The sequence below is a fragment of the Nonomuraea sp. NPDC059007 genome (assembly GCF_042740555.1).
Taxonomy (GTDB): Bacteria; Actinomycetota; Actinomycetes; order Streptosporangiales; family Streptosporangiaceae; genus Nonomuraea.
In genome coordinates, this window is record NZ_JBHYJD010000065.1 from 26,262 (window position 1) to 53,090 (window position 26,829).

Genomic DNA, 26,829 nt, shown 5'->3' on the forward strand with positions numbered 1-26,829 from the left:
CCCGGGACGCAGGCCCCCAACACGATTTCATCGTTCCAATGGGGCTTGTCGTTACATAGCACGCGCGGCTTCCGGTATCCGCTCAAGGTCGCTCGCCCGCATGAAATCGCCCAGCGTGGTGCCGCTGCACTCGGCGTCGACGTTCGGGGCGCCCCTTCCGGCCAGAACGTCGTCCAGGTTCACGGTCCGGAAGTCGACGCTGAACCTGGTGCGCCCGGAGGTGTTGGGCACGGTCGAGTGCAGTTGCGCGCCGGAGAACATCAGGATCCCGCCGGGCTCGGGCACGATCCTGATCTCGGGCTGCAGGTCGAGCGGTTCCTCCGGCTTGGGCTGCTCGCGGGTGTCGGAGTGGATGTGGCGCGCGGCCGTGGGCCGGCCGACGCGGTTCCACTCGCCGTAGTCGTAGCGGGCGCTGCCGTTGGCCACGGGCCGGTCGAAGTAGCGCGGGTGGAAGGCCATGACGTTCTCCGGCACCACCTCGAACACCGGGATCCACCAGTTGACCTGGCTGAAGGGCGCCGAATACCAGCAGTCGCGGTGGGCGTGGTAGGCGTAGGAGATGCCCGAGTCGAGGTAGCGGTCGGAGGTGGACGTCCGTAATCGGGGGACGTCGAAGTAGGTACGTTCCAGGTTCATGCCCATCTCCTCGAAGATCCTGGGCAGGATCTCCTTGCACCGCGGGTGGTGGATGAACCGCGGCTTCAGATCGGACAGCAGTCCGGCGAACTCCTCCACGGGCATGTCGAACTGCGCGGTCTCCGGGTCCCGGCCCGCGAAGGCCTCGTCGATCAGCTCTCGCGCGAACCCGATCAGCTCGGTCGAGGCCGCCGTGGCCGGAAAGGTGAAGATCTCCCCCTTGAAGATGAGATCCCGGCGAGCGTCGTCGTCAAAAGTGCTGCTGGAGAAGACTGACGTCATGGGTTGAACTTTCTCGTGCTCCCCGCCCCAATTAATTGCTATATACCTCGGCAATATGGGGCGATCCGTTACATGCCCGGAATAAGGCGCATGAGACGGCGCGTACGGCGGCGCAGCAACATCCGCTGCCGAGCCGCGTAGTGCTTGTAGACCGCGGCCCGCGCCCGCCGGCGCTGGTCGGCGTCGAGCCCGGCCTCCTCGGCGGCGCGCAGCAGCTCGCGGGTGAAGATCACATTGGCGAAGACGCCGCGCCAGGTCGGCAGCTCGTGCCGCTTGGACATCTTCACCATGCGGGCCGGAATCCAGATCCGGGCCGCCAGCACCTCGTTGACGTGCGCCCACGGCCCGGCCAGGGCGTAGCGGGCCGCCGCCAGCTCGTCCTCGCGCACCAGGATTGGCCGCGGGATGCTCACCGCCACATCGCGCCGCATGAGCCCGTACAGCGGGTCGATGATCGTGTAGCTCTCGGTCAGCAGCCGCAGAAGCTCGGCGAAACGCTCGACCGGGTCGTCGGAACCCAGCTCGGTGCCCTCGTAGCGAGCCGTGGTGGTCACGCCTTCCGTGGTGTACGCGGTCTGGTGCGTCACCAGGACGACCCGCGGGTCACGCTCGAACTCGCGCAGCACGCGCGAGACGTAGTTCGGCTCGATCCGGTCGTCGTCGCCGATCCAGCGGAAGTACTCGCCCGTCGACAACTCCATCGCGGTCATGAAATTGGGGATGGTCCCCAGATTGCGCGGCTGACGGTGGTAGAGCACGCGCTCGTCGCCCGCCGCCAGCTCGCGGCAGATCTCCTGTGTGCCGTCCGTGGAGGCGTTGTCGGAGATGACCAGCTGGATGTCGGTGTGATCCTGGGCCAGGATCGATCGCACAGTCTCGGCCAGATGCTCGGCGCCGTTGTAGACGGGCAGGCCGATGGAGACGGTCATGACGCGACTTCCTTCTTCCCGAAAGAGGGCATCTTCCTGAGAACGGGCACGACGACAAGGGTGTAGACGAGCATGGCGGCGCCGCCGGCGGTGATCAGCTCGACCACCGCAGGAGCACTCACCAGACGCTCGATCACGTACGCGGTGGCGGTGGCGAGCACAGCCGCGAGCGTCGGACGCAGCAGCGACGGCAGGATGCCGCCCAGGTCCACGCCCGCTCTGCGCAGGAAGAACACGGCCAGCGGCATCGCCGCGGCGACCGACGCGATCGCCTGGCCGATGGCCGCGCCCCTGATCCCGTCCAGATGCGCGCCGGCGATCAGCGCGGGCAGCAGCACGAAGGCGTGGCCGAGGTTCATCCAGACAGTCGCCTTGGTGGCGCCCTGCGCGGTGAGGATGTCGTAGGTCAGCGCGACCAGCATCCTCACCACCATGACCACCGCCAGCCAGCGCAGCACGCCGGCCGACTGGCCCCACTTCTCGCCATAGAGGAGGTCGATGAGCGGGTGCGCGAGGGTCGCCATGATCACGGCGAACGGCAGGATCGCGGTGTAGAGCAGTGGGGTGGCCCGCCGTACCCCGTCGGACAGGCGTTCACCGCCGTCCTCGGCCAGGCGGGAGAACCCGGGGATGGCCACGTTCCTGATCGCGTTGCCGATCAGGCCGGGCACCCAGCTGGAGACGTTGAACGCGAGCAGGAAGTAGCCGAGCCAGTCCGGGCCCATGACCGCGCCGACCACGATGTAACCGGCGTTGAGCAGCACGCTCTCCAGCCCGACGCCCGCCGCGGAGGGCAGGCCGAACTTCATCAGCTTGACCGCGATCGGCCGGTCGAAGGCGATCCTGCCGGGCAGCTTGGCCCAGAAGAAGACGATCACGCCGGTGATGACCGCCGCCACGACCTGGCCCCACGCGAAGCTGTACGCCCCCGCGCCCGCCTTGGCCAGCGAGATGGCCACGGCCGCGTTGGCCACGAAGCCGATCGCGATGGCGGTGGTCAGCTTGTCCTGCTCGAAGCGGCGCAGCATGGCCGCGCTGCGTACCGCGGTGAACGCCTCCACCAGGATGATCGCGGTCAGCAGCCGGACCACGCCGGTGGCCTCCGGCGCGCCGGAGGCGGCGGCGTAGTAGGGGGCGCCGAGCCAGAAGATCCCGTAGAGGATGATCGCCGAGACGAACGAGAGCAGGGTCGCGGTCGGCGTGACGTCTTCGAGCTTGCCACGCCACTGCACGACCGCGGCCATGATGCCGAGGTCCTTGACCGTCATGACGAACGCGGTGGCGGCCATGGCCACCGCGAACACGCCGAAGTCCTCGGGGGTCAGCAGACGGGCCAGAACCAGGCCCATGGTGAACGACCCGGCCCGGGTGATCAGATTCCCGACCAGGCCCCAGCGCAAGCCACGCCCGGCCTGCTGACCTATGGATGTCACGGATGGTTCTCGCTCTCGTTGACACGTTCCAGCCAGATCTCCCGCCAGAACGGCACGAACTCCCGCGGGCAGTTGACGCTGTAGGCGCCCGCGCAGACGATGTCCTCGAGCGTGATGCACGGGCTCTTCATGGTCAGCAACTCGCCTGTACGCTCGTCGACGCAGACCTCCACCCGTGAGCGGACCCTGGTCACCTTGCCGCAGTGCCTGGCCATCTCCTCTTCGAAACCCAGGCCCCTGTTGTTACGGTTGGCGTCCAACGTCGCGAGGATGTCGGCCTTCGGCCGGACCCGTACGAGCTCGCCCGGCTTGAGGTCGAGTTCGCCGGACGGGGTGCGTTTGAGCGTGCCCGGCGGCACGAAACCCCAGTTGATGCCGTTCTTGATGCGTAACGGCCTGGGCAGTTTGCGGGAGAAGCGCTGCCAGTGGTTGAACAGGCCGACCGTGATCGTGCGCACGGTCGCGAGCACGCCCGCGTTGCCGGTCTTCACATCGGTCACGTACTGGCTGACGTCGCTGAAACGCACGCAGGTCGGCGCCGCCCGCAGCAGTTCGGTGGCCTGGCAGGCGAAGCGGTCGGGACCTTTCAGCGTGTTGGCGTCCAGCAGCGGCAGCAGCTTCGGCGCCGGCCTGGCCGCCCCCTCCGGATCCGCGGGCGTGACCTTCTTCAGCCAGTCGTGCTTCCAGTAGATGGAGCAGGCCGTCCCGCACCCGCCGTGCGCGCCGCCGTCGCAGCGCGCCCCGGTCAGATGTACGGCATGCTCCATCCTGCGCATGCGTCCCTTCTCGATCGTGTCGCAGAGCTTGTGCGCCACTTTGTGCACGGTCATGCGCTGCCCGCAGTACTTGAGCATCTCCGGCATGAACGGCAGGCTGTCCAGCTCGCCCCGATCGTCCAGGGTGGCCAGGATCTCTTCTTCGCTCCGAACTTCCACCAGGTCCCCGACCCGGAGCTCCATCACGTCTTCTCCTTCAACAAGCTCGCGCCATGCAGCGCGACAGCGGCCTGGGCCACCGCCGAGAACGGCAGGTTCGCGCGCTCGGCGATGTCGAGCAGGGTGTGTTCGCCGTCGGAGAGGTTCAGCACCCATAACATCGCCATCTGGGCCTGTTTCGTGTCACTCCTTCCGCCCAGTGATGCGTAGAGGCCCCTCCGGCCTAGTTGCGGCTCGCCGTACGGGCTGAGGTTGAGGTAGGCGCGGTTGCCCTCCAGGACCTCGACCACCTGTTCGAGGGTGTCGAGGGTGTCGGCCATGGCCTCCTCGGTGACGAAGCCCGGGTTGTCGCCCGAGGTGTGGTACTCGGGGTAGCCGGCGTACGGGGTCCTGGTCAGACCGCCTACCGGCAGGTTGAAGCCGGGCGAGCAGTACTGGCGTTCGTCGTAGCCGTAGGGCGAGAAGTCGAGCAGGGTGTGCGGCCGTTCGCGCAGCACGTGGGCGACGGCCCGGTCGATCGGGGCGTCGCCGCGCCTGCTGCGTTTGTACGTGAGCGGGCCGGGGTCGCCGGCGCAGGCCAGGGTGAGGCCGTGCTTGATCCGCTCGGTCCGCCCGCGGTTGCGGGCCAGCCAGGTGATCGCGCCGATGGTGCCGGGCGCGAAGATGAACCGGTAGGTGTAGCGGGGGCTGACCAGGCTCTTCGCCAGCTCGACCGCGACCGCGATGCCGGCCAGGTTGTCGTTGGCCAGCGACGGGTGGCAGGTGTGGCAGGAGATCAGCACCTCGTCGTCGAGCTCGCCGGGGACGACGTGCTCTGCGTAGGTCAGGCTGCCGTCGCTCAGCGTCGAGTCGATGAGCACCTCGTAGGGGCCCTCGTCCATGGCGTCGAGCGTCTCCTGCGTGAGGCAGAAGCCCCAGGTCTGGGTGTAGTAGCTGGTGCGGTAGGGCACCAGGCCGGGCAGCGTGTGCAGCCTCGGGCGCAGTTCATCCAGCGTGAACGTGCCGCGCACGGGCACGCTGTAGCCGACCACGTGCAGGTTGAGCTCCCGGAAGTCGACCACCTTGCGGCCGGATCGGTCCTTGATCCAGGCGTCGCGGATGTTCCATTCCTGCGGCACGTTCCAGTCGAGCACCTGGGTGCCGGTCGGCACCTCGGAGACCGTCAGCGGCAGGTGTTCGCCGATGATCGCCAGCGTCTCGCGGACGCCGTCGCCGGTGATGCTGCGGCAGATCGGATAAAGGCGCTCAACCAGTTGCTTCACGGGCGCAAGGTCCCGTCCACCGTCCCCGCGCCCTGCCGGTCGGCCAGGCGGGCCAGGCGGGTGAAGCGGCGCTCGAAGGCGTGCTTGTCCAGGCCGTGCCGCTGGTAGGCCTCGACCAGCTCGGCGGCTCCCGCGGCCACGGTCCAGCCCGCGTCGAAGCCGGGCATGGCCTGCCGGATCCTGGCGAAGTCCACGCGGTAGGAGCGCGGGTCGTTGCCCGCCTCGCCGGTGATCGTCAGCCGCGAGCCGGGCACCGCGTCCGCCACCTCCCGCGCGATCTCGGCCACCGTCACGTTGTTGCGCTCGGTGCCGACGTTGAAGGGCTGATCGTGTACGGCCCCGCGCGGCGCGACCAGCGCGAGGGCGAAGGCCTGGGCGATGTCCAGGGCGTGCACCAGCGGCCGCCAGGGCGTACCGTCCGACAGCACGCGCACCTCCCCGGTCAGGAACGCGTGCCCGACCAGGTTGTTCAGCACGATGTCGGCCCGGAGCCTGGGCGAGAAGCCGAAGGCGGTGGCGTTGCGCATGTACACCGGCGAGAAGTTGTCGTCGGCCAGCTTGGCCAGGTCCTCCTCCACGCGTACCTTCGACTCGGCGTACGGGGTCACCGGCTTCAGCGGGGCGTCCTCGTTGACCAGGCCGTCGCCGCCGGAGGCGCCGTAGACCGAGCAGGTGGAGGCGTAGAGGAAACGGCGCACGCCGGCGGCCTTGGCCAGTTCGGCCAGCCGTACCGAGGCATGGTGGTTGATGTCGTAGGTCAACTGTGGCGCCAGGGAGCCCAGCGGGTCGTTCGACAGCGCCGCCAGGTGGGCCACCGCGTCGATGCCGGTGAAGACCTCGGGCCCGGCGTCACGCAGGTCGACGGTGTGGCCGGGCGGGTCGTCCGGCGCCGGGCCCAGCACGCAGTCGGCGAACAGGCCCGAGTCAAGGCCGGTCACCTCATGGCCGGCCGCGCGCAGGACCGGGGCCATCACGGTGCCCAGATAGCCTTGGTGTCCGGTCAGAAGTACCCGCATGTCAGTCTCCAGCCAGGTCGATCGTCAGCTTGTTCACGTGGAAGGCCTCGGCGTAGCGGCTGTTGCACTCGATGCCGCGCAGGCGCATCAGGCCGAGGAAGGCCTCGCGGTCGAACCAGGCACGCCGGCGCTGCGAGGGGTAGAGCAGGTGGAGCAGGTCTGTCTTGCGCTCGGCCAGCTCGGGCGCGATCGGATGGTAGGCGTTGGGGCGGCCCATGTCGCCGTCCCACTTGGCGATCTCGTAGCCGAGCGTGAGGTGGTCGCGGAACGTCGTCGGCACGAGCTGGGCCAGGCCCCGGTGGTCCTGGTGGGCGTCGCCGGTCCAGGGGGCCAGGATCAGGTCGGGGTCGGTGGCGGCGCGCAGGTCCTCCAGCGCGTCCTTGGCGCGCTCCCAGTGGGCGGGCAGCCGGCCGTCCGGGATGTTCAGGACGGTGACGTGCACCTCGGCCTCCGGGCAGAACGCCTTCAGCGCGGCCCGCTCCTCGTCCTCCCTGGACGTGCCGCCGCCGGACAGGACGAGCGCGTCCACGCGGGTCGCGCCCAGCGTGAGCAGCGTGGCGCCGGCGCCGATCGCGAGGTCGTCGCAATGGGCGCCGAGTGCCACGATCCGCCCGGTACGGCCCGGCCTGAGTCCGATCATGCTTCCCACAGTGCCCACGGGCGCTCGCCCCGGCTCCACGAGTTGTCCAGTTCCAGACGCTGGTTGACGGTGTCGCTCGGGCGCCAGTAGCCGCGGTGCCGGTAGGCCAGGAGGCGGCCGCGCTTGGCCAGCTCCATGCAGCCGTCGGCGACCAGGTCGCCGCCCTCCGGGATGTGGTCGAAGATCTCCTGGCGCAGCACGAAGAAGCCGCCGTTGATCCACAGCGGCATCTCACTGACCGGGGTGATGCCGCCGACCAGGCCCTCCTCGCCCATCTCGATGACGTGGAAGGTGTTGGACGTCGGCGGGACCACCATCATGGACGCGCCGGCGCCGGAGGCGGCGAAACTGTCGATGATCTTGGGTAACGGCGCGTCGGCCACCACGTCGGCGTAGTTGGCCAGGAACATCTCATCGCCGTCCAGCCGCTCGCGCACCCGGCGCAGCCGCTCGCCGATCGGCGAGTCGAGGCCGGTGTCCACCAGCGAGATGCGCCAGTCGGAGATGTCCGTCTCCAGCATCTCGACCGTGCCGTCGCGCAGCGCGAACTGGTAGGTCAGGAAGAAGTCCTTGATGTGCTGGGCACCGTAGCCCAGGCACAGGATGAAGTCCTTGTGGCCGAAGTGCGCGTAGTAGCGCATCACATGCCACAGCAGCGGCCGGGGCCCGACGAGCTGCATGGGCTTGGGGATGTCGCCGCCCACGCCCTCGTGCCGCATACGCGTGCCGCGCCCGCCGCAGAACAGGACGACCTTCACTCGACGACCTCCAGCCTGGGGATCGGGAAGACCAGCCGGCCACCCCACTCGCGGACGAAGGAGAGCTGCTCGACCAGCTCGTCACGCAGGTTCCACGGCAGGACCAGCACGTAGTCCGGCCGGTCGGTCTCGATCGCCTCCGGGGGCAGGATCGGGATACGGCTACCGGGGGTGAACCTGCCGTGCTTGTACGGGTTGCGATCCACCGTGTACGCCAGCAGGTCCGGCCGGATGCCGCAGTGGTTGAGCAGGGTGTTGCCCTTGCCCGGCGCGCCGTACCCGACGACGGTCTTGCCCGCGTCGGCGGCGTCGATGAGGAAGCGCAGCAGGTCGCGCCGGACCTTGGCGACGCGGGCGGCGAAGTTCGCGTACCCGGAGATCTCATGCAATCCGGCGGCCTTCTCCTTCTCCAGGACGTCCGCCACCCGCTCCGACGGCTCTCCCGACGGCTTCGCCCACAGCCGGATCGAGCCGCCGTGCGTCGGCAGCAGTTCCACGTCCACCAGCGTCAGCCCGCCACTGGCCAGCGCGCGCTGCGCCGAGGCGACCGTGTAGTACTGGAAGTGCTCGTGGTAGATCGTGTCGTACTGGTTCAGCTCCATGAGCGTGAGCAGGTGCTGCACCTCGATCGCGACCAGGCCGTCGTCGGCCACCAGCGCCCGCAGGCCCCGGGTGAAGCCGACCACGTCCGGGATGTGCGCGTAGACGTTGTTGGCGACGACCACGTCGGCGGGACCGTGCTCCTCGCGCACCCGCCGCCCCACCTCGGGCGAGAGGAACTCGGTGAGCGTCGGCACGCCCTTCTCCACCGCGGCCGCGCCCACGTTGGCCGACGGCTCGATGCCCAGGCAGCGCACCCCGCGCTCGACCACGTGTTGCAGGAGGTAGCCGTCGTTGCTGGCCACCTCCACCACGAACGAGTCCGGCCAGAGCGTCAGCCCGTCCACGAAGCGGCGGGCGTGCTCGACCCAGGAGGAGGAGTAGGAGGAGAAGTACGCGTACTCGGTGAAGGTGTCCTCGGGGGTGATCAGCGGCGGGAGCTGGGCCAGCCAGCAGTCGGTGCACACCCGCAGATGCAGCGGGAAGGTCTGCTCGGGCTGGTCGAGGCGGTCGGCGGTGAGGAACAGCTCGCACGGCGGCGTCGCGCCGAGGTCCACGACACCGGCCATCGCACCCGACCCGCACAGACGGCAAACGATCATGTCAGCTCACTCCCGCGTGTTCGTCGGACATGGCGGACGGATCGTTACAACTGCTGCCCGCGGAGGAGACGGTGGTCATTTCGACCTAGCCCTTTCAGGAGTGTTTGTGTGATGCTGCGCCCCATGAAGCCCCTGAGCATCGACGGTGCGTGGGAGTTCACCCCGCGCATCCACGCCGACCCTCGCGGCGCCTTCCTGGAGGCGTACCGAACCGCCGACCTGCCCAGGCCCTTCGACACCGTGCAGGTCAACTGCTCGGTCTCCAAAGCGGGCGTCCTGCGGGGCGTGCACTTCGCCGACGTACCTCCCGGACAGGCGAAATACGTGATGTGCGTGTCCGGCGCGATCCTCGACGTCGTCGTGGACCTGCGCGAGGGCTCCCCGGACTTCGGCCGCTGGGAGGCCGTGCGGCTCGACTCCGACGAGCGCAGGGCCGTGCTCATCGCCGAAGGGCTCGGCCACGCCTTCCTCGCGCTGAGCGAGCAGGCCACCGTGCTCTACCTGTGCTCCTCCGGCTACAACCCGGGAGGCGAGCACGGCGTCCACCCCCTCGACCCCGACCTGGGCATCACGTGGCCGGTGGACGAGCCGCTGCTGTCGGACAAGGACGCGGCCGCGCCCACGCTGAAGGCGGCGCTGGAGTCCGGGCTCCTGCCTTCCTACGCCGCGTGCCAGAAGTTCTACGCGGGACTGCACTGACGACCAGCTCTCGTGGCCAGCACCGGCCAGGCGGCGTGCAGTGCGGCCCGCCAGTCGCGCAGCGGTTCGCCTCTGGTGCAGGCGAGCAGGCTGTTGGCCGGGCGCGCGGCGGGCATCGGGTAGTCGGCCGTGGTGATCGGCCTGACCCGGTCGGGGCTCGTGCCGAGCAGCGTGAAGATCTCGCGGGCGAAGCCGTACCAGGTGGTCTCGCCGGCGCTGGTGCCGTGGTAGACGCCCGGCGGCTGGTCCGACTGGGCCAGCCGGACCAGGTAGTCGGCCAGGTCGGCGGTCCAGGTGGGCTGGCCGCGCTGGTCGTCGACCACGTTCACGAACTCGCGCTCACCGGCCAGGCGGATCATGGTCTTGACGAAGTTACGGCCGGCCGAGCCGTACAGCCAGGCGGTCCTGACCACGTAGTGACCGGCGGCGGCGACCTCGCCGGCCAGCTTGCCGCGCCCGTAGGCGTTGAGCGGGTTCGGTTCGTCATCCTCCCGGTACGGCCGCGCCGACCGCCCGTCGAAGACATAGTCCGTCGAAAGCTGCACTAATCGCGCCCCGGCCCGCACGCAGGCGGCGGCCAGCACCTCGACCGCCCTGCCGTTGACCGCCATGGCCTCGTCCTCGTGTTTCTCGGCGTCGTCCACGGCCGTCCAGGCGGCGCAGTTGACCACCGCTCTGGGCCGGTAGGCGCAGACGAAGTCGCGCACCGCGCGCGGCTCGCACAGGTCGAGGTCGGCGCGGGTGAGCGCGATCACCGGCTCCCCGGTGAGCGCGATCCGCTCCAGCACGTCGGTGGCGAGCATGCCGCCGCCACCGGTGATCAGCCAGCGCATCAGTCGTTCCACCGGTCCCCGTGCTCGGCGTACCAGCGGACGGTGTCCTTCAGGCCCTGGTCGAAGGCGACCTCGGCCCGGTAGCCGAGCGCGCGCAGCTTCGAGTCGTCGAGCGAGTAGCGCCGGTCGTGGCCCTTGCGGTCGCTCACGTACTCGACCATGTCCCAGTCCCTGCCGCAGGCGTCGAGCAGGCGTCCGGTCAGCTCCACGTTGGTCAGTTCGGCGGTGCCGGCGATGTGGTAGACCTCGCCCGGCTCGCCCTTTTCCGCCACGAGCCGGATGCCGGCGCAGTGGTCGCTCACGTGGACCCAGTCGCGGACGTTGCCGCCGTCGCCGTACAGCGGGACCTTCCTGCCCTTGAGCAGGTTCGTCACGAAGAGCGGGATGAGCTTCTCCGGGTACTGGCGCGGGCCGTAGTTGTTACCGCAGCGGGTGATGGAGACGTCCAGGCCGTGGGTGATGGCGTAGGCGCGGGCGATCAGGTCGCCGCCGGCCTTCGCCGCCGCGTACGGCGAGCGGGGCTGCAACGGCGCGTCCTCGGTCCACGAGCCGATGTCCACCGAGCCGTAGACCTCGTCGGTGGAGACCTGGACCACTTTGCGCGTACCGGCTCTGAGACAGGCGTCGAGCAGCGTCTGGGTGCCGAGCACGTTGGTGCGCACGAACTCGGCGGCGCCGTCGATAGAGCGGTCCACGTGCGACTCGGCGGCGAAGTTCACCACCAGGTCGTGGCCGGGCACCACCTCGTCGAGCAGGGCGCCGTCGCAGATGTCGCCGTGCACGAACGTGTGGCGCACCTCGTCGAGGTTGCGCCGGTCGCCGGCGTAGGTGAGCTTGTCGAGGACGGTGATCTCGGCCCGGTCGTCCACGCACATGCGCGCGTACGCCGAGCCGATGAACCCCGCACCCCCAGTAATAAGGATCTTCATGAGTTCGACTCCGTCGACCTCATGAAATTCATGCTGCGTTTAATTATTCTCTCACTACGTTCGATCATGGATCTGGACCTTGCTGTGATCGCCCAGCACGAGGCGGTGGGCTCTGGGGGTGTTCGGGGCGGGGGTGACCTGGACGTCGTGGCCGATGAGCGAGGCCTCGATCCGCCGCACGCCCTCGATGGAGGCCCTGGGCAGCACGATGGAGTACTCGATCTCACTGTCGGCGATGACGCAGTCGGCGCCGATCGAGGTGAAGGGGCCGACGTAGCTGTCGGTGACGCGCGCGCCCGCGCCGATGACGGCGGGCCCGACGATGCGCGAGCGCTCCACGCGGGCGCCGGCCTCCAGCCGCACCCGGCCGATGAGCTCGCTGTCCACGCTCTCCCCCTGTACGTCCTCTCCCTGCCCGGTCGGCTCCATCGACTCCAGCACCAGCCGGTTGACCTCCAGCATGTCCTCGACGTTGCCGGTGTCCTTCCAGTAGCCGGTGACGGTCGTGGACTCGACGTGGTAGCCGCGGTCGATGAGCCATTGGATGGCGTCGGTGATCTCCAGCTCGCCGCGCCAGGACGGTTTGAGCTCGGCCACCGCCTCGTGCACGGTGGCGGTGAAGAGGTAGACGCCGACCAGGGCCAGGTCGCTCTTGGGGTGCTGCGGCTTCTCCTCCAGGCTCTTGACGCCGCCGTCGGGATTGAGTTCGGCGACGCCGAACTGGCGGGGGTCGCCGACGCGGGTCAGCATGATCTGCGCGTCCGGCTTTTTGGCCATAAATCCGGACACGATGTCGTTGATGCCGCCGACGAGGAAGTTGTCGCCCAGGTACATGACGAAGTCGTCGCCGGCCAGGAAGTCGCGGGCGATCAGCACCGCGTGCGCCAGCCCGAGCGGCGCCTCCTGCCGCAGGTAGGTGACCTCCAGCCCGAAGGCGGAGCCGTCGCCGACCGCCGCCTCGATCTCGGCGTGCGTGTCACCGACCACGATGCCCAGCTCCCGGATGCCCGCCGCGGCGATCGCCTCCAGCCCGTAGAACAGGACCGGCTTGTTGGCGACGGGCACCAGTTGCTTGGCCGAGGTGTGGGTGATCGGCCTGAGCCGGGTCCCCGACCCTCCGGCGAGGACGAGTGCTTTCACGGCTAGTAGGCCCCTTCTCCACGGGTGACGACCGACCAGGTCTTCCAGAGGATCTGCAGGTCGAGAATGAGCGACCAGTTCTCGACGTACCTGAGGTCGAGCCGTACCGACTCCTCCCAGGTTAGGTCGGAACGGCCACTGACCTGCCACAACCCGGTCATGCCCGGCTTGACGACCAGGCGCCGCCGTACGTCTATGCCGTACTTGGCGACCTCTTCCGGCAGCGGCGGGCGCGGGCCGACCAGCGACATGTCCCCGGCGACGACGTTGAGCAACTGGGGCAGCTCGTCGATGGAGTATCGGCGCAGGAAGGCGCCCACCCGCGTGATCCGTGGATCGTTCCTAATCTTGAAGAGCACGCCGTCGAACTCGTTCTCGTCGAGAAGCGTGTCCTTGAGTTGCTCCGCGTTTACCACCATGGTCCGAAATTTCAGGACCTTGAAGGTCGTGCCGTCCCTGCCCACCCGCGTCTGGCGGAACAACGCGGGCCCGTGGCTGGTCAGCCGGATCGCGAGCGCGATGCCCAGCAGCGGAATCGACAGCAGCAGCACCGCGAGCGCCGCGACCACCCGGTCGAAGGCGTTCTTCACCACCCGCTTGGCCCCGCCGAACTCCGGATGCTCCACGTGCAGCAGCGGCATCCCGGCGACCGGCCGGATGCTGATGCGCGGCCCGGCCACTTCCATGAGCGCAGGAGCCACGAACAGATCGGTCTTGGCCGTTTCCAGGCTCCACGCCATCCTGCGCAGCGTGGTCCCGTCGAGTTCGGGACAGGCCAGCACCGCGACGGCGTCCGCCCCGACCTCGGCCACGACGTCGGCCACGTCGGCGAAGGAGCCGAGCACCGGCGTCCCCTCGAGATCGGCGTCCAGCGTGCCGGGCGGCAGGCACGCGCCCACGACCACCATGCCGTGGTGCGGCTGGCGGCGGAAGGTCACCACCAGGTCGATCACCGCCTCCCGGTGGCCGACCGCGATGACGTGGCGCATGTAGTCGCCGACCGCCCGCCTGCTGTGCAGGCGTTTGCGCATGCGGTAGCGGAAGTACAGCGTGGCCATGACGGCCAGCGGCAGCGTCGCCATGACGAAACTTCTGGCGACGGCCGTCTGGGTGGCGTAGGCGCCGATGGCCACCGCGGCCATCAGCCCGACACCGCCGTTGAACACCGCGCGGAACTCGTCAGTGCCCTCGCCGTGGGCTCGCTGACGGTACGCGCCGCCCAGCATCAGGGCCAGTGGCCAGGCCACCAGCAGCCCGATGCCCAGCGCGAACTCCTCCGCCGGGATGTACGCGCCGAAGCCGAGCCGCACCCCGAACACGAAGGCACAGCAGACCACCGCGCAGACGACGTCGCCCAGTAATAAGAGCCGTAGATACGCCCGCGTCCAGATACTGGATGCGTGACGCGGCACGGCATGGAGGAGCACGACATCGGACTCCCCTATCCCCACCCTCATAACACCCCACCTGCAACTCTCGGCACCGCAATAACGTGACGTTCCTTGAAGCGCATGGGTTTACCCACATCCCACATGAACTCAAGGGCGGCGGCCCCCACTAAAGAGTAAAGATCGATTCCATGCTGGGGAATAACGCACTATGTCCACAATCGGACGCCAGGGAGCAGATTTCTGACCTTGACGGAACGATCCAAAGATGCAGCGAGGAACAGGAGAAATGCCTGTTTGACCACTGGAAACCCAGCGATAGCGCCAGAATTCAGGAGCTAGTCATACTCAAGATCTGGCAATGCGGACGGCGGATCCGGACTGCGCCACACGACCACAACCCCGTCCTGCACAGACTCCGCCGCGACGGCCAGCCGATCAAGATCGAAGTCCGGCAGATACCGCAGGCGCGCCAGAAACGTCGCGTCGGTCGCCGACCTCGGCACGACGCAGCCCTCGCCGTCGCGATCCAGCAGGATATAGAGGACGTCGGCCCCGGGCTCGGTGACAACCCGCACCTCGACCACGTCCTCCCACGCCAGCGCCTCGACGCTGCCGTCGGCGTAGTGACGGGTGACGCCCTCCTCGGTGACGTACACGTAGGAGTCCGGCATCGGGTTGCCGTGCATGGGCGCGATTCTCGCGACTCGGGGCCACGTCCCGCAAGGGCCTGCGCTTATAGGTGCTTATGGGACCACCGTGAACCGCGTACCGGCGATCACGGGCTGTCGACGAGCCCCAGCGTGGCCTCGAACGCCGTCACCATCTCCTGCGGCGCCGTCAGGCACCACGCCTCGGCGACCAGCTCCCACAGCTCGTCGGCGTCGATCCGGGCCAGGTGCACGACGACCCAGCCGAACCGCCCCGCGGTGAACTGCACCTCGAACACCTCGGGCCGCTCGGCCACCAGCGCGAGCTGCTCCTCGATGGTGGCCTTGAGCCCGACCGTCTCCGTGCGCTCCCACAGGTAGCCGAACCCGCGTCCGTGGACCTTCATGCTGGTCCAGTCGCCGCCGTCGCCGAGCTTGTGCTCGGGCAGCCGCCGCAGCATCTCCAGGAACTCGTCAACGGTTACGCCCATGCCAACAGGTCTAGCAGAGCCGTCCGACATTTGCCGTATCAAGGGCGAGAAGCGGCCTTTGTCAGGCTGAGGTAATGTTTGTCCGGTGCCGGAGCCTCTTGACGACACGGAACTCGATCGGCTGACGGCCGACACCCGCGCACTGATCGACTCGTTGCGCACGGGTGCGGCGGGCGCGGCGCCGTACGGCGAAGGCACGAGCGAGGACGGCCGGGTACGCGTCACCGTCGCACGCGGCGCCGTCGAGGACATCAGGCTGGACCCCCGCCTTCTCCGGCTGCCGCCGGGCGAGGTGGCGGAGCTGGTGCTCAGGGCCGTCAACGAGGCGATCGAGCAGGTGCAAGGCGCCCGCAGCGCCCCGGACGTCCCCGATCTGGCGGCTATGTCGCAGATGTTGCGCCAGGCGCGCGACGAGGCCCTGTTCCAGATGGATACGATCTCGCGCGGCATCGCCTCGGCGATGGCCGAGCTGCACGGCCGTACCCGGGTCGAGGGCGCGGCGGACGCGCGCAGCCTCGGCCTCGACCAGCTCCTCGAACTCGCCCAGACCTTCCTGGACATGGCGGCCGAGGGACAGCAGCGGCCGGTCGAGCCGCCGCGCGGCGAGGGCCTCGCGCTCAAGGGCCAGGTACGCGCGCTCGCGGCCGACGGCCGCCTGGAGGCACTGGAGATCGGGGCGAAGGCGATGTCCGCCGGTACGCACGAGCTGGCCGAGCACCTGCGAACCGCCGTCAACGAGGCGTTCGCCGACCTGCGGGCCAAGCGTGCCGAGAGCGAGGCGGCGACCGGCGTGTACCGCGAGGACCTCGACCAGCGGGCCCGCCAGCTCCAGGACCTCAGCCTCGACCAGATGCACCGGGCCACGCGGGCGCTGCGCGACATCATGTCCAGCGTCCGGAGTCCGGACTAGGAGGTGGCCGTGGAAGACAGCCTGCACAGACCCGCGCGGACGCAGGGCGCCGCCGGCGAGGTCGGCACCTCGGCCGACGAGCTGCGGGCGCAACTGGACAACTTCCGCCGCGAGGTCGAAGGCGACGGCGGCGCACTCGGCGGCGACGACCTCGGCATGCTCATCGGCGCCGTCTACGCGGCCATCCACGAGATGGCGTTCGGCTCCTACAGCGAGAACACCGACGATCTGAAGGCCGTCGCCGCAGACATCGAGACCATGGGGGCGAACCAGAAAATGGGCGAGGATCTGAATCTCATCGAGGTCAACAACGTCAAGAAGCTGCTCGGGTAGGCGCCATGGGGATGCAGCCTCCGGCCGGGCTCGGCAAGGTCATGTACTCGCTGGGCCGCCACTGGCCGATGACCGACGAGGAGTACCTGTTCAAGATCGGCCTCGCCTGGATGGCGCTGGGCCGGGACATGGGCACGGCGGTGAACAAGAGCGAGACCCCGGCCGCCGGGGTGTGGACGGAGCAGAAGGGCGACGGCGTCACCGCCTTCCGCCAGGCGTGGAACGCCGAGGACTCCCCCCAGGGCAACCTGCGCGACGGCACGACCGGCGCCGGCGTCATCGGCCTCGGGCTGATGATCCTGGCCGCGATCGTCCTCATCCTGAAGATCAACTTCATCGTTCAGCTGATCCAGCTCGTCATCCAGCTCCAGATCGCCATCGCCGCGGCCCCTGCCACGATGGGCGCCTCGACGGCGCGCATGCCGATCATCATGGAGATCACCGGCCGCCTGCTCGACCTGTGCGTCACCATCGCGATGAACGGGGTCATCGGCGGCTGAGGCTCAGGGCGCCTTCCCGCTCTCGTAGGCCTCCAGCGCGGACTCGCGGGTGTGGAAGGACGGGAAGTCGATGATCCGCCCGTCCTCGCGCAGCACCAGCAGCGGCCCGGCGCCGGCCAGACCCTCGCCGGGGTCACGGGTACGCAGGTAGGACACCGTCGTATAGGTGAACAGCCACCCGTAGGGCCGCTCGATCGTGGCCGCGTCGTCGACCGCGACCTCCTCGGCGCCCTCCAGGTCCGGGAACTCCCTGGCGACGAAGTCGCGCGCGACGCGTTCGGCCGCCTCTCTGCTGATCATCGGTGGCCGCCTCCTCACGCGGTGCGGAAGAACTCGAACGAGCTGAACTGGGTGTGCGGATTCGTCGGCGACATCAGCTTGTACTGCCCGTCCAGGTAAGTCACCTTGCCGTTGATGTTGGCGACATTGTAGATGTGCGCGTTGCCGTTCTCGCGGCTCGCCATGATGATGCCGCGCGATCCCGGGTTGGCGGCGATCGTGCTTTCCGCGGCGTCGAGGGAGTCGTTCCGCGTCGTGCCCTCGATCGCCCTCCTCTGGTAGATGCCCCGTGCCTGGGGCATCGGCGAGCCCGGGAGCGGACCGGCGACCGCCACCCGCCTGGCGAGCACGTCGTCCACGGCCAGGGCCGTCTCGGGACAGTTTCTGCGGCTGTTGGTCGGGTTGATGTGCTGCAGCATCTGCCGGATCCTGATGTACGACAACGGCTTCCCGGCCGCCTCCCGCTGGAGACGGGCGATCTCCTGGTGCGCCTGGCGCATCCCGGCCTGCTGCGCGGCCGTCAGCGGCGCCGTGGCGCGCTCAAGCTCGTCGACCTGCCGTGGGCGGAGGTTCGCCAGCGGCACGGGACCACGACCCGGCGACCTGGAAGGAACCCGGCCCGGCCCGGCCGCCATCTGCGGGCGGCGGCCCTTGCGTGCCGCGCGTCCGCGTTTGAGCCAGGGAGCGGCGACACGGAACAACCCGAGGCGCACGACACCACCGAACTTCGCCATTGGGGATTTATAGCAGTCAGTAGGCTGGGGGCATGTCGGCTCCCCGGTTCGGAGTCCTGGGGCCGTTGGAGGTCAGGGGCGAGGATGGCGAACCCGTCGCGCTCGGCGGTCCCCGTCCCCGAGCGCTGCTGGCTCTCCTCCTGCTGGACGCGGGCAGGCTGGTCAGCACCGAGCGTCTCATCGACGGCCAGTGGGGCGAGGACCCGCCGGCCGGGGCGGTCAACGCGATCCAGGCCCACGTCTCCCGGCTGCGGCGGCAGCTCCCGCCCGACCTGATCGAGTTCCACGGCAGCGGCTACCGGCTCGCGGTCGACCCCGACGACGTCGACGCCCACCGCTTCGAGCACCTGGCCGCCGAGGGCCGCGCGCTACTGGCCGCCGCCCAGCCCGAACGCGCCGCCGCCACGCTCCGGCAGGCCCTCGCGCTGTGGCGCGGCCCCGCCCTGCCGGAAGTGGCCCACGCCGGCGCGCAGATCGCCCGCCTCGACGAGGTACGGCTGGCCGCGACGGAAGACCTGATCGAGGCCGAACTGGCCCTCCCCGCGGGCACCTCCGTCGGCTCCCTGAGGCAACTCGTCTCCGCGCACCCGCTGCGCGAGCGGCTGCGCGGCCAGCTCATGCGCGCGCTGCACGCGGGCGGCCAGCAGGCCGCGGCCCTGGAGGTCTACGAGGAGGGACGCAGGCTGCTCGCCGACGAGCTGGGCGCCGACCCCTCACCCGAGCTGGCCGGACTCCACGTGGCGATGCTACGCGCCGACGCGCCCCGCGCGAGCCGCCGGCTGCCCGCTCCCCTGACCAGCTTCGTCGGCCGCGAGGCCGAGCTGGACCGGCTCGCCGCCCTGGCCGGCGCCCGGCTGGTCACGATCACCGGGCCGGGCGGCACCGGCAAGACGCGACTGGCGGTGGAGTCCGCCCGCCGGGGTGGCCGGGACGTCTGCTTCGTCGACCTGTCGGCGGTGGCCGACGACGGGCTGGTCCCGCACGCGGTGATGGGCGCGCTGGGCGTGCGCGAGACCGGGCTGGGGCTGCTCCAGCCGCCGGACCCCGTCGAACGGGTCGTGTCCGCGCTGGCCGACCGGGACCTGCTGCTCGTCCTGGACAACTGCGAGCACGTGGTCGCCGCGGCCGCGCTGCTGACCAGGCGGCTGCTCGACGCCAGCCCGAAGCTGTCCGTCCTGGCCACCAGCCGCGAGCCGCTCGGACTGACCGGCGAGGTACTGGTCCCGCTGGCCCCGCTGGCGCTGCCGGCCGCCGGCGCGGAGCCGGGCGAGTGGGCACGGGCCCCGGCCGTGCGGCTGTTCACCGAGCGGGCCTCGGCCGTGCGTCCCGGGTTCGAGCCGGGGCCCGAGGTCGTGGAGATCTGCACGGCGCTCGACGGCTCGCCGCTGGCGATCGAGCTGGCGGCGGCGCGCCTGCGCTCCTTCACCGTGGCGGAGATCGCCGCGCGGCTGGCCGAGCACGGCCGGTTCAAGCTGCTCTCGCGCGGCGACCGGACCGCCGCGGCCAGGCACCGGACACTGCGCGCCGTCGTCGACTGGAGCTGGAGCCTGCTCAGCCACGAGGAGCAGGTGGTGGCAAGGCGGCTGAGCGTGTTCGCGGGCGGGGCCGGGCTGGAGGCCGTCGAGCGGGTCTGCGGCGACGGCGAGGTGCTGGCCGACCTGGTGGACAAGTCCTTCGTGGAGGCGGCCGACGGGCGGTACCGGATGTTCGAGACGGTCCGTCTGTTCTGCGCCGAGAAGCTGGAAGAGGCCGGCGATCCCGCCCGCGACGTGCATGCCGCCTATTTCCTGGAACTGGTGCGGGAAGCCGACCCCTGGCTGCTGCGGGCCGAGCAGCTCGACTGGCTGGCCCGGCTCTCCGCCGAGCAGGCCAACCTCCAGGCGGCGCTGCGGCATGCCGTACGCCACGATCCGGGAACGGGGCTGCGGCTGGTCGGGGCGCAGGCGGCCTACTGGTTCCTGAGCGGCCGGCGCGGGCAGGCCGCCGCGTCGGCGCGGGAACTGCTTGACCGGGTGGGTGAGCCTCCTGCCGAGCTGGTCGAGGAGTACGTGCTGTGCGTGCTGCTGGCCGTACCGGATGTGCGGCAGGAGCAGTGGGCGCGGGCGGAGGCGATCATGAACGTGCTGGACCGCACGCTGCGCTACCCGTTCGGGACCGTCCTGTGGGGCATGGTCGCCGGGCCCGGCGCTCCCGGCGTCGACCGGAGGCGGCGGGGGCGGATGCTCGGTCCCGAGCCGTGGAGCAGGGCGGTGTCCGTGCTCGGCGAGGCGCTGGTCGACCAGCTCGACGGGCGGCTGGCCGAGGCCGAGCGCGGGCTGGAGTCGGCGCTGGCCAGCTTCACCGCCCTGGGCGAGCGGTGGGGCATGGCGCAGGGCCTGGAGTCGCTGGCGACGCTGGCGAGCTGGCGCGGCGAGTGGGCGCGGGCGCGCGAGCTGTGGCAGCGGGCACTCGACCTGATCGGCGAGCTGGGCGCGGACGACGAGGTCGTGGACATCCTGTGCCGCCGGGCCGGCGGGCTGCTGCGCGAGGGCGACCAGGACGCCGCCGCCGCCGACCTGGCCAGAGCCGCCGAGCTGGCGCGCGTGACCGGGCGGCCGGCGATCGTGGAGTTCACGCTGGGCGAGCTGGCCGAGCGGCGCGGCGACCCGGCCCCGGCCCGCGAACACTACGAGAGGGCGCTGGCCGTCGCCCAGCCCGGCGTCTTCGCCACCGAGGGCCTGCGTCCGCACGCGCAGACCGCCCTCGCGCGCCTGGCCGCACGCGACGGCGACCACGCGCGAGCACGCGCACTGCACGCCGAGGCGCTCACGGGCATCTCGCGGTCGCTCGCCGGCGACCTGGCCACCGTGGTCGAGGGCCACGCCGACCTGGCCCTTCTCGACGGTACGGCGGAGCGTGCCGCCTACCTCCTGGGCGCGGCGGCGACGCTGCGCGGCACCGCGGTCACCGGCGACCGCGCCGTGGCCGAGGTGGCCGCGGCGGCTACGCGGTCGATCGGCGCCGAGCGGTTCGCCGCGCAGTACGCGAAGGGGGCGGCGCTGAGCAGGGACCAGGCGCTGACAGTGCTGTCGTAACCGTCAGCCGGCCGTCGCCGGACTGTCAGCGCCCCCGCCGAAGCTCGTGGACATGAAGAACAGCAACGTCCTCATCTCCGGCGCGAGTATCGGCGGCCCCGCCCTCGCCTACTGGCTGGCCCGCCACGGCTTCAACGTGACCGTCGTGGAGAAGTCGCCCGCGCTGCGTCCCGGCGGCCAGGCCGTCGACTTCAAGGGCGAGACGCACCGGCTCGTGCTGGAGCGCACGGGCATCCTGCGGGAGGTGTCGCGGCACCAGACCGGCGGCACCGACCAGCAGATCGTCGACGCCGCCGGGCGTGAGCTGGCGGTGATACCCGGTTCCTTCACCGGCGGCGACCTCGAGATCGAGCGCGGCGAGCTGTCCCGCATCCTGTACGACATCAGCGTGGCGGCCGGCGCGCGCTACGTCTTCGGCGACTCCATCACCTCGCTGACCGAGACCGGGGGCGGCGTGCACGTCACCTTCGAGCGGGGCGCGCCGCGCACCTACGACCTGGTCGTGGGCGCGGACGGCATCCACTCCAACGTCCGCAGGCTGGCCTTCGGCCCCGAGTCCGACTATGTCACCCATCTCGGCCACTACTACGCGCTGGCCGATCTGCCGGAGCGGTTCGACGGGCCGGCGCAGATGTACAACGAGCCGGGGCGGATGATCGCCTCGGGCGGGCCGAAGGCGGGGGCGTTCTTCGTCTTCGCCGCCGGCGAGCTGTCCTTCGACCGCCACTCGGCCGAGGACATGAAGCGGGTCCTGGTGGAGGCCTACCGCGGTATCGGCTGGCGGGGCGCGGAGATCGTGGCCGCGGCGGCGGACGTCTACCTCGACTCCATCAGCCAGGTCCGTCTCGACCACTACACCAAGGGCCGCGTGGCGCTGATCGGCGACGCCGCCTATGGCAACACACTGGGCGGGTTCGGCACCGGTCTGGCGATGGTCGCGGCGTACGTGCTGGCGGGCGAGCTGGCCGCGACCGGCGGCGAGTACCGGGCCGCCTACCAGGCCTACGAGGACGCCTTCCTCGGCTACGCCAAGATCGCGCGCGACGGCAACGCCGGTACTTTCCTGGCGCCGACCACCAGGCGCGGGATCAGGATACGCAACTGGATCTTCAAGTACCGCTTCCTGCTGCGAGCCATGACGAAGATCGGCGACCGGGCGGCCACGGACATCGAGCTGAAGGACTACCCGAGCCCCGAGCCGCCGCTCGACAGCCGCTCGGCGTCGGCGATCACGTCGAGGACGAAGCCCGCGGCCTCGCGGGGGCGCACGGCGGCGGGCGGGCCGCCGCGCCAGTAGGCGAGGGCGTCGCGCAGGAACGGGTGCCAGCGGGCGTCGAAGACGTCGAGCGCGTACTCTCCGGCCGCCTCCTTCGAGATCACCTCGCCGGTGGCGATCGTGTGGTGCAACCGGGGCGGCCCCAGCGCCGTCCAGGCCATGCCCGTCCTCCGGCCGATCAGCGACGGCTTCGCGCGGCGGGCCGTCCGCTCCGCCAGGCCCTTCCAGTAGCCGCGCAGGTTCGCGAGGTTCCACTCCTTCAGCCGCGCGGGCTCCGGGTCGAGGCCCAGCTCCGCCGGCTCGGCGCCGCGCACCGCGATGCCGTGCTCGCGCAGGGTCTTCCAGGTGACCGGGTTCACGTCGAAGGCGGCGCCGGCGCTGAAGTCGGAGCCGCTGTGGGAGGCGACGGGTCTGATCTGGGTGACGGGCCGGGTGAGTTCCTCGCGAGGGACGAACACGCCGTTGACGGTGCCCGGGATCGCCCAGTTTCCGCGGGCCAGCTGGCGCAGGCCGTCCGGGGTGTTGGCCGTCCACTGCAGGGCGCGCAGGCGGGGCAGGCTGATCGTGCCCTCGGTGACGGCCACGAAGTCGATGTCGCTGCGGCCCCGGCGGAAGGCGCCCAGGGCGGTGGATCCGACCACGTAGAAGCCGGTGATCCTGCCGGGGAGCAGGCGATCGGCGAGCGAGAGGTAGCGGCGGACCTCCGGCACGATCATCCGCGGGTCGCCGCCTTGCGCAGCCGGCCGCGTACGGCCCGCCGTACCAGAGGGCCCATCTCGTCCAGGACGCTCACCAGGACGGCGAGCTGTTCGAGCGAGTCCAGCGCCTTCGCGGCGCCGTCGGCGTCGACCCCCTCGTACAGTTCCAGCCCGATGAACGCGGCGGCGACCGAGCGCGCCAGCCCGGACACGTCCACGAGCTCGGCCAGCGGCGTCTCGCGCAGCACCCGCTCCAGCGTCCGCTCCAGCTCCACGACCCACAGGTTGAGTCCGGCCGCGGTCGCGGGGGCCAGCTTGTCGTCGGTCTGGCTGCCGGCCAGCAGTTGCGCGAGCACGGCGATGTTGCCGGACTCCTGCTCCTCGTCGTGGATGGCGCGGCCGAGTTCGAGCAGTTCGGTCAGGGTCGTGACGGCGGCGAAGCGCTCGCGGTAGTGGGCCACCCGCTCGGTGGAGCCGTTCTCGCACGCCTCGGCGAGCAGTTGGTCGACACTGCCGAAGTGGTAGAACACCAGCGCCTGGTTGACTCCGGCCGTGGCGGCGATCGTGCGGGCGGAGACGCCCGCGATGCCCTGGGCGCGCAGCGTCGCGAGGGCCGCGTCGAGCAGCTTGGCGCGGGTGGTGGTGGACATCGGTCTCCTCGTTGGGTTTCCCAGGGTAGATGGGGCTGAGCGACCGCTCAAGTCAACGCCTGTGATGGGGTATATCCGTATAAGTCGGTAGTAGGGGGGATATTTCTTGACAGGGATAGAGCTGCGAGAGTGGCGGGACGCGGACGCCCCCGTGGTGCTCCAAGCCTTCCAGTCCGAGGACATGCGCAGGCAGGCGCCGTGGCCCATGGTCACCCTCAAGGACGCCCAAGGCTGGATCGCCGCCTGGGAAGGAGTCGGGCACGCGTTCGCGGTGACACTGGACGGCCAGGTCGCGGGCAACGTCGCCGTCACCGGCATCGACCGCCACCTCAACGGCTGGGTCTCCTACTGGACCATCCCCGAGGCCCGCGGCAGGGGTGTGGCCGCCATCGCCACCTCCATGCTGGCCGAGTGGGCGTTCAAGGAGCGCGGCCTGTTCCGCCTCGAACTCGGCCACCGCGTCAACAACCCCGCCTCCTGCAAGGTCGCCCTCAAGGCCGGATTCCCGGCCGAGGGCATCGAGCGCGCCAAGCTCAGCTACGACGGCGTCCGCTACGACGTCGAACGCCACGCCCGCCTGGCCACCGACTAGCGCAGATCCTCCAATAACCGGTCGAGCAGCCGCACCGCGGGCCCGGCCACCTCGATCGTGTACTCATCGAGCAGGACCAGCGCCTCCTCCAGCGTCGGCACGCTGGTGCGCGGCAGCTCGACCAGCGGCTCGTCCTCCGCGATCACCTCGCCGTCCACGCGGTACGCGCCGTCGGCCACCGCGACCGAGACGGCGAAGCGCACCTCCCGCCCGTCGGGCAGCGTGAAGACGGTGCCGGCGACCGCGCCGGCGGGTGGGGCGAGGTAGGTGAACGGGGCGCTGCGCACGAACGGATGACGCAGCTCGGCGAGGGTTCCCGCGGCCCGGCTCAGCGCCGAGAGCAGGGCGGCCGCGGCCAGACTCTCGCTGTCCACGCACCTGAGCGTAGATCAGCGACGTCACTCCCGCCACCTGATCCCCTGGACAGGATTGTCTGTTTGTCAGACAATCCTGGTATGCGCAATGGTCCGTCCGCCGTCGTCGGCGCCGCCGTCCTCTGGGGTACGGCAGGCACCGCCGGCCTCCTCGTCTCCGCGGACTCGGTGGCGCTGGCCGCCGCCCGCCTGGTCATCGGCGGCGCGGCGCTGGCCCTGCTGGCCGCATCGGAGCTGAGATCCGCCCTGCGCCCAAGCCTTCTGCTGGGCGCGGTGGCGGTGGCGGCGTACCAGCTGTGCTTCTTCGCGGCCATCAGCCGCACCGGCGTCGCGATCGGCAGCGTCGTCGCCATCGGCAGCGGCCCCGTCTTCACCGGCCTGCTGTCCTGGCTGCTCCATAGCCAACGCCCCAGCGCACGCTGGTCAGCCGCCACGACCGCCGCGATCGCCGGCTGTGCGGCCCTGATCGCCGGCGGCGGCGACGCCCAGGCCGGCGGGCAGGTGCTCTCCGGCATCCTGTTCGCCCTGGCCGGCGGCCTCCTCTACGCCTACTACGCGGTCACCGCCGCCCGAGCCATCTCCCGCGGCCTGCCGTCCAACGCCGTGATGGGCGTCCTGTTCGGCGGCGCCGCCGCGATCATGCTCCCCGTCCTCCTGTGGCAAGGCGTGGACTGGCTCACCACCCCGGCCAACCTGGCGGCCGTCCTCTACCTGGGCCTCGGCACCACCGCATTCGCCTATTTCCTGTACGGCAGAGGCCTGCGCACCACCCCCGTCGCCACAGCCGCCACCCTGGCACTGGCCGAACCCGCCGTGGCCGCACTCCTGGGCGTGGTGGTCCTCGGCGAACACCTGGCCCTGCTCTCCATCCTCGGCCTCGCCCTGCTGGCGATCAGCCTGGTGACCGTAGCCCTTCCCGAACCCCGTACGGTGAGCCGCTAGAGTGCCATGGTGCCGTTCAGACCCGTGTCCACCGTCGACGCGCTGGCCGAAGCGCTACGCGGCCGAATCCTGTCCGGCGAGCTGGACCCCGGCACCTCCCTCCCCGAACAGGAGATCGCGGCCACCTATGGCGTGGCCCGCCCGACGGTCCGCGAGGCCTTGGCCGTACTGGTCCACGAGGGCCTGCTCCGCCGCGAACGCAACCGCAGCGCCCAGGTCCGCCTGGTAACCCTGGAGGATCTGAGCGACCTCATGTACGTCCGCCGCCCGCTGGAAGACCTGATGGCCAGAGCGTTGGCCGGCCGAAGAGTGGAGGCCGCGGACTCAGCGCTGGCAAGACTGGAGTCGCTCCCGGAAGAAGCCCCGTGGTCCGCGATAGTGGCCGAACACATGGCGTTGCACCAGGCACTGATCGAGGCGGTGGGCAGCCCCCGCCTGGAACGCCTCTACAGCGCGTTGGCCGCCGAAACCCAGCTCGGAGTGGTCCGCCTACGCGAGGTCTACAAGGACCGCGACCGCCTGATCACCGAACACCGAGACCTCCTGAACGCAATAGCCACCGGCCCAGCAGAAGCCGCCCAAGCCGCAGTAGCCACCCACCTCAACCACTCCTGGGGCGCATAGAAAAGCAAGGCCCTCCGCTCGGACGCACCCCCGACGGGCGGTTAGCGCCCGAAACGACACCCAAGCGGTGCGATGCGTACATCGAACCGGGCAGCTGGCCGTACCAGCAGCACCAGCGGGCAGGACTTCTCCGTCAGGGGGCGTGGCCGTACCGCGCCCACCAGCGGTTTTCCACGTACCTCACGTTGTTGGAGAACCCGTCATGACCTCTGCCGTTCCTCGCGCTTCCACTGCGAGCACACCCGCGCCAAGAGCAGGGTGTACGCCCTCGTCGAGCGCTCCGGCCGGCCCGCGACCCTGCATGCCGTACTGACCTGCACCGATCCCGCCCTCGCTCAGCACGCCGCCTACCTTCTCTCCTCAGTGCTGGAGAACGGCCTGGGCCCCGCCGCCCGCGCTGAGTCGGAGCGGATCGCGGCGGCTCTGCCCGACGCGCCCGCCGCCTCCTTCCGTCGTACGCTGACCGATGCCGTGAACGGGACCTGGGCCGACGCCCCCGAGTTGGCCGCCACGTGGGAGTCCCTGCGGCGGGGCCGCGGCGACTCGGCCGGCCTCGGTGACGACCTTGAGAGCCGCACGCCGGGCGACGCCCGCCTCGACGCCTTCCCGGGGCCGGTCGT

Annotated in this window: 29 protein-coding genes and 1 pseudogene; 10 read left to right on the top strand and 20 right to left on the bottom strand. The window is 70.3% G+C overall.

Going from position 1 to position 26,829, the window contains the following annotated elements:
• Window positions 1-51: 51 nt before the first annotated feature.
• The 9 genes from ACFWY5_RS51840 to ACFWY5_RS51880 form a co-directional block, all read right to left on the bottom strand.
• A complete protein-coding gene (locus ACFWY5_RS51840) occupies window positions 52-918 on the bottom strand; it encodes a hypothetical protein (RefSeq protein WP_379639464.1) in 867 nt (288 codons plus the stop codon).
• Window positions 919-986: 68 nt separating this feature from the next.
• On the bottom strand, window positions 987-1,847 hold the full coding sequence (locus ACFWY5_RS51845) for a glycosyltransferase family 2 protein (RefSeq protein WP_379615393.1): 861 nt from the start codon (window positions 1,845-1,847) through the stop codon (window positions 987-989).
• Window positions 1,844-3,280, bottom strand: a complete 1,437-nt coding sequence (locus ACFWY5_RS51850; protein ID WP_379615395.1) for a lipopolysaccharide biosynthesis protein — start codon at window positions 3,278-3,280, stop codon at window positions 1,844-1,846. Before ACFWY5_RS51850 ends, ACFWY5_RS51845 begins: the two co-directional genes overlap by 4 nt.
• Window positions 3,277-4,239: a hypothetical protein gene (locus tag ACFWY5_RS51855; protein ID WP_379615458.1), complete on the bottom strand. Its 963-nt coding sequence runs from the start codon at window positions 4,237-4,239 to the stop codon at window positions 3,277-3,279. The genes ACFWY5_RS51850 and ACFWY5_RS51855 overlap by 4 nt, the downstream gene beginning before the upstream one ends.
• Complete coding sequence (locus ACFWY5_RS51860; protein ID WP_379639466.1) at window positions 4,239-5,477, bottom strand: DUF4910 domain-containing protein; 1,239 nt, start codon at window positions 5,475-5,477, stop codon at window positions 4,239-4,241. The genes ACFWY5_RS51855 and ACFWY5_RS51860 overlap by 1 nt, the downstream gene beginning before the upstream one ends.
• Window positions 5,474-6,493, bottom strand: a complete 1,020-nt coding sequence (locus ACFWY5_RS51865; RefSeq protein ID WP_379639467.1) for an NAD-dependent epimerase/dehydratase family protein — start codon at window positions 6,491-6,493, stop codon at window positions 5,474-5,476. Before ACFWY5_RS51865 ends, ACFWY5_RS51860 begins: the two co-directional genes overlap by 4 nt.
• 1 nt (window position 6,494) lies before the next feature.
• Window positions 6,495-7,133 carry a PIG-L deacetylase family protein gene (locus ACFWY5_RS51870; RefSeq protein WP_379639468.1) on the bottom strand — a complete coding sequence of 213 codons (639 nt, stop codon included), beginning with the start codon at window positions 7,131-7,133 and terminating at the stop codon, window positions 6,495-6,497.
• Entirely contained in the window at window positions 7,130-7,891 is a 762-nt protein-coding gene (locus ACFWY5_RS51875; protein ID WP_379639470.1) for a glucose-1-phosphate cytidylyltransferase, read from the bottom strand. The genes ACFWY5_RS51870 and ACFWY5_RS51875 overlap by 4 nt, the downstream gene beginning before the upstream one ends.
• Window positions 7,888-9,093: a methyltransferase domain-containing protein gene (locus ACFWY5_RS51880; RefSeq protein WP_379639471.1), complete on the bottom strand. Its 1,206-nt coding sequence runs from the start codon at window positions 9,091-9,093 to the stop codon at window positions 7,888-7,890. Before ACFWY5_RS51880 ends, ACFWY5_RS51875 begins: the two co-directional genes overlap by 4 nt.
• Window positions 9,094-9,216: 123 nt before the next feature.
• Here ACFWY5_RS51880 and ACFWY5_RS51885 point away from each other — a divergent pair, with 123 nt between their 5' ends.
• Complete coding sequence (locus ACFWY5_RS51885) at window positions 9,217-9,792, top strand: dTDP-4-dehydrorhamnose 3,5-epimerase family protein (RefSeq protein ID WP_379639472.1); 576 nt, start codon at window positions 9,217-9,219, stop codon at window positions 9,790-9,792.
• Here the strand turns inward: ACFWY5_RS51885 and rfbD are convergent.
• The 6 genes from rfbD to ACFWY5_RS51915 all read right to left on the bottom strand — a co-directional run bounded on the left by rfbD (window position 9,774) and on the right by ACFWY5_RS51915 (window position 15,223).
• Window positions 9,774-10,625, bottom strand: a complete 852-nt coding sequence (gene rfbD, locus ACFWY5_RS51890) for a dTDP-4-dehydrorhamnose reductase (protein ID WP_379639473.1) — start codon at window positions 10,623-10,625, stop codon at window positions 9,774-9,776. The genes ACFWY5_RS51885 and rfbD overlap by 19 nt on opposite strands.
• Entirely contained in the window at window positions 10,625-11,554 is a 930-nt protein-coding gene (gene rfbB, locus ACFWY5_RS51895; protein ID WP_379615411.1) for a dTDP-glucose 4,6-dehydratase, read from the bottom strand. The genes rfbD and rfbB overlap by 1 nt, the downstream gene beginning before the upstream one ends.
• 54 nt (window positions 11,555-11,608) lie before the next feature.
• Window positions 11,609-12,694 carry a glucose-1-phosphate thymidylyltransferase gene (locus tag ACFWY5_RS51900; RefSeq protein ID WP_379639474.1) on the bottom strand — a complete coding sequence of 362 codons (1,086 nt, stop codon included), beginning with the start codon at window positions 12,692-12,694 and terminating at the stop codon, window positions 11,609-11,611.
• 2 nt (window positions 12,695-12,696) lie between these two features.
• A complete protein-coding gene (locus tag ACFWY5_RS51905) occupies window positions 12,697-14,151 on the bottom strand; it encodes a sugar transferase (RefSeq protein ID WP_379615415.1) in 1,455 nt (484 codons plus the stop codon).
• A 269-nt stretch (window positions 14,152-14,420) separates the two neighbouring features.
• Entirely contained in the window at window positions 14,421-14,771 is a 351-nt protein-coding gene (locus ACFWY5_RS51910) for a hypothetical protein (protein ID WP_379615417.1), read from the bottom strand.
• An 89-nt stretch (window positions 14,772-14,860) separates the two neighbouring features.
• The gene (locus tag ACFWY5_RS51915; RefSeq protein ID WP_379615419.1) at window positions 14,861-15,223 is read right to left on the bottom strand and encodes an MmcQ/YjbR family DNA-binding protein; all 363 of its coding nucleotides are present in this window, start codon (window positions 15,221-15,223) and stop codon (window positions 14,861-14,863) included.
• A gap of 85 nt (window positions 15,224-15,308) precedes the next feature.
• Between ACFWY5_RS51915 and ACFWY5_RS51920 the strand changes: the two genes are divergently transcribed.
• The 3 genes from ACFWY5_RS51920 to ACFWY5_RS51930 are packed head-to-tail and all read left to right on the top strand — an operon-like array spanning window position 15,309 to window position 16,966.
• A complete protein-coding gene (locus ACFWY5_RS51920; RefSeq protein WP_379639475.1) occupies window positions 15,309-16,133 on the top strand; it encodes a YbaB/EbfC family nucleoid-associated protein in 825 nt (274 codons plus the stop codon).
• A gap of 9 nt (window positions 16,134-16,142) precedes the next feature.
• Window positions 16,143-16,466 carry a hypothetical protein gene (locus tag ACFWY5_RS51925; RefSeq protein WP_379639476.1) on the top strand — a complete coding sequence of 108 codons (324 nt, stop codon included), beginning with the start codon at window positions 16,143-16,145 and terminating at the stop codon, window positions 16,464-16,466.
• Between the two features lie 5 nt (window positions 16,467-16,471).
• Window positions 16,472-16,966 (top strand): hypothetical protein, encoded by a 495-nt coding sequence (locus tag ACFWY5_RS51930; RefSeq protein WP_379615425.1) that lies wholly within the window; start codon window positions 16,472-16,474, stop codon window positions 16,964-16,966.
• Window positions 16,967-16,969: 3 nt separating this feature from the next.
• Here ACFWY5_RS51930 and ACFWY5_RS51935 read toward each other — a convergent pair whose 3' ends face one another.
• Both ACFWY5_RS51935 and ACFWY5_RS51940 read right to left on the bottom strand, forming a co-directional pair.
• On the bottom strand, window positions 16,970-17,266 hold the full coding sequence (locus tag ACFWY5_RS51935; protein ID WP_379639477.1) for a YrhB domain-containing protein: 297 nt from the start codon (window positions 17,264-17,266) through the stop codon (window positions 16,970-16,972).
• Window positions 17,267-17,280: 14 nt separating this feature from the next.
• Window positions 17,281-17,979 (bottom strand): toxin glutamine deamidase domain-containing protein, encoded by a 699-nt coding sequence (locus tag ACFWY5_RS51940; protein ID WP_379615429.1) that lies wholly within the window; start codon window positions 17,977-17,979, stop codon window positions 17,281-17,283.
• Between the two features lie 32 nt (window positions 17,980-18,011).
• On the opposite strand from ACFWY5_RS51940, the gene ACFWY5_RS51945 reads away from it, so the two are divergent.
• A complete protein-coding gene (locus ACFWY5_RS51945) occupies window positions 18,012-21,053 on the top strand; it encodes a BTAD domain-containing putative transcriptional regulator (RefSeq protein WP_379639478.1) in 3,042 nt (1,013 codons plus the stop codon).
• Window positions 21,054-21,105: 52 nt separating this feature from the next.
• The gene (locus tag ACFWY5_RS51950; protein WP_379639479.1) at window positions 21,106-22,350 is read left to right on the top strand and encodes an FAD-dependent monooxygenase; all 1,245 of its coding nucleotides are present in this window, start codon (window positions 21,106-21,108) and stop codon (window positions 22,348-22,350) included.
• Here ACFWY5_RS51950 and ACFWY5_RS51955 read toward each other — a convergent pair.
• The gene (locus ACFWY5_RS51955; RefSeq protein ID WP_379639480.1) at window positions 22,236-23,045 is read right to left on the bottom strand and encodes an aminoglycoside adenylyltransferase domain-containing protein; all 810 of its coding nucleotides are present in this window, start codon (window positions 23,043-23,045) and stop codon (window positions 22,236-22,238) included. The two genes, ACFWY5_RS51950 and ACFWY5_RS51955, sit on opposite strands and share 115 nt — an antisense overlap.
• On the bottom strand, window positions 23,042-23,677 hold the full coding sequence (locus ACFWY5_RS51960) for a TetR/AcrR family transcriptional regulator (protein WP_379615437.1): 636 nt from the start codon (window positions 23,675-23,677) through the stop codon (window positions 23,042-23,044). Before ACFWY5_RS51960 ends, ACFWY5_RS51955 begins: the two co-directional genes overlap by 4 nt.
• A 106-nt stretch (window positions 23,678-23,783) precedes the next feature.
• Here ACFWY5_RS51960 and ACFWY5_RS51965 point away from each other — a divergent pair, with 106 nt between their 5' ends.
• Window positions 23,784-24,269 carry a GNAT family N-acetyltransferase gene (locus ACFWY5_RS51965; protein WP_379615439.1) on the top strand — a complete coding sequence of 162 codons (486 nt, stop codon included), beginning with the start codon at window positions 23,784-23,786 and terminating at the stop codon, window positions 24,267-24,269.
• Here the strand turns inward: ACFWY5_RS51965 and ACFWY5_RS51970 are convergent.
• Window positions 24,266-24,643 carry a hypothetical protein gene (locus ACFWY5_RS51970; protein ID WP_379615441.1) on the bottom strand — a complete coding sequence of 126 codons (378 nt, stop codon included), beginning with the start codon at window positions 24,641-24,643 and terminating at the stop codon, window positions 24,266-24,268. The genes ACFWY5_RS51965 and ACFWY5_RS51970 overlap by 4 nt on opposite strands.
• Window positions 24,644-24,724: 81 nt before the next feature.
• On the opposite strand from ACFWY5_RS51970, the gene ACFWY5_RS51975 reads away from it, so the two are divergent.
• From ACFWY5_RS51975 to ACFWY5_RS51985, 3 genes and pseudogenes are all read left to right on the top strand, one after another.
• The gene (locus ACFWY5_RS51975) at window positions 24,725-25,585 is read left to right on the top strand and encodes a DMT family transporter (protein WP_379639481.1); all 861 of its coding nucleotides are present in this window, start codon (window positions 24,725-24,727) and stop codon (window positions 25,583-25,585) included.
• 9 nt (window positions 25,586-25,594) lie between these two features.
• Window positions 25,595-26,209, top strand: coding sequence for a GntR family transcriptional regulator (locus ACFWY5_RS51980; RefSeq protein WP_379639482.1), 615 nt, complete (start codon window positions 25,595-25,597; stop codon window positions 26,207-26,209).
• Between the two features lie 258 nt (window positions 26,210-26,467).
• Window positions 26,468-26,829 (top strand): annotated as a pseudogene (locus ACFWY5_RS51985) (hypothetical protein); the annotation flags it as partial.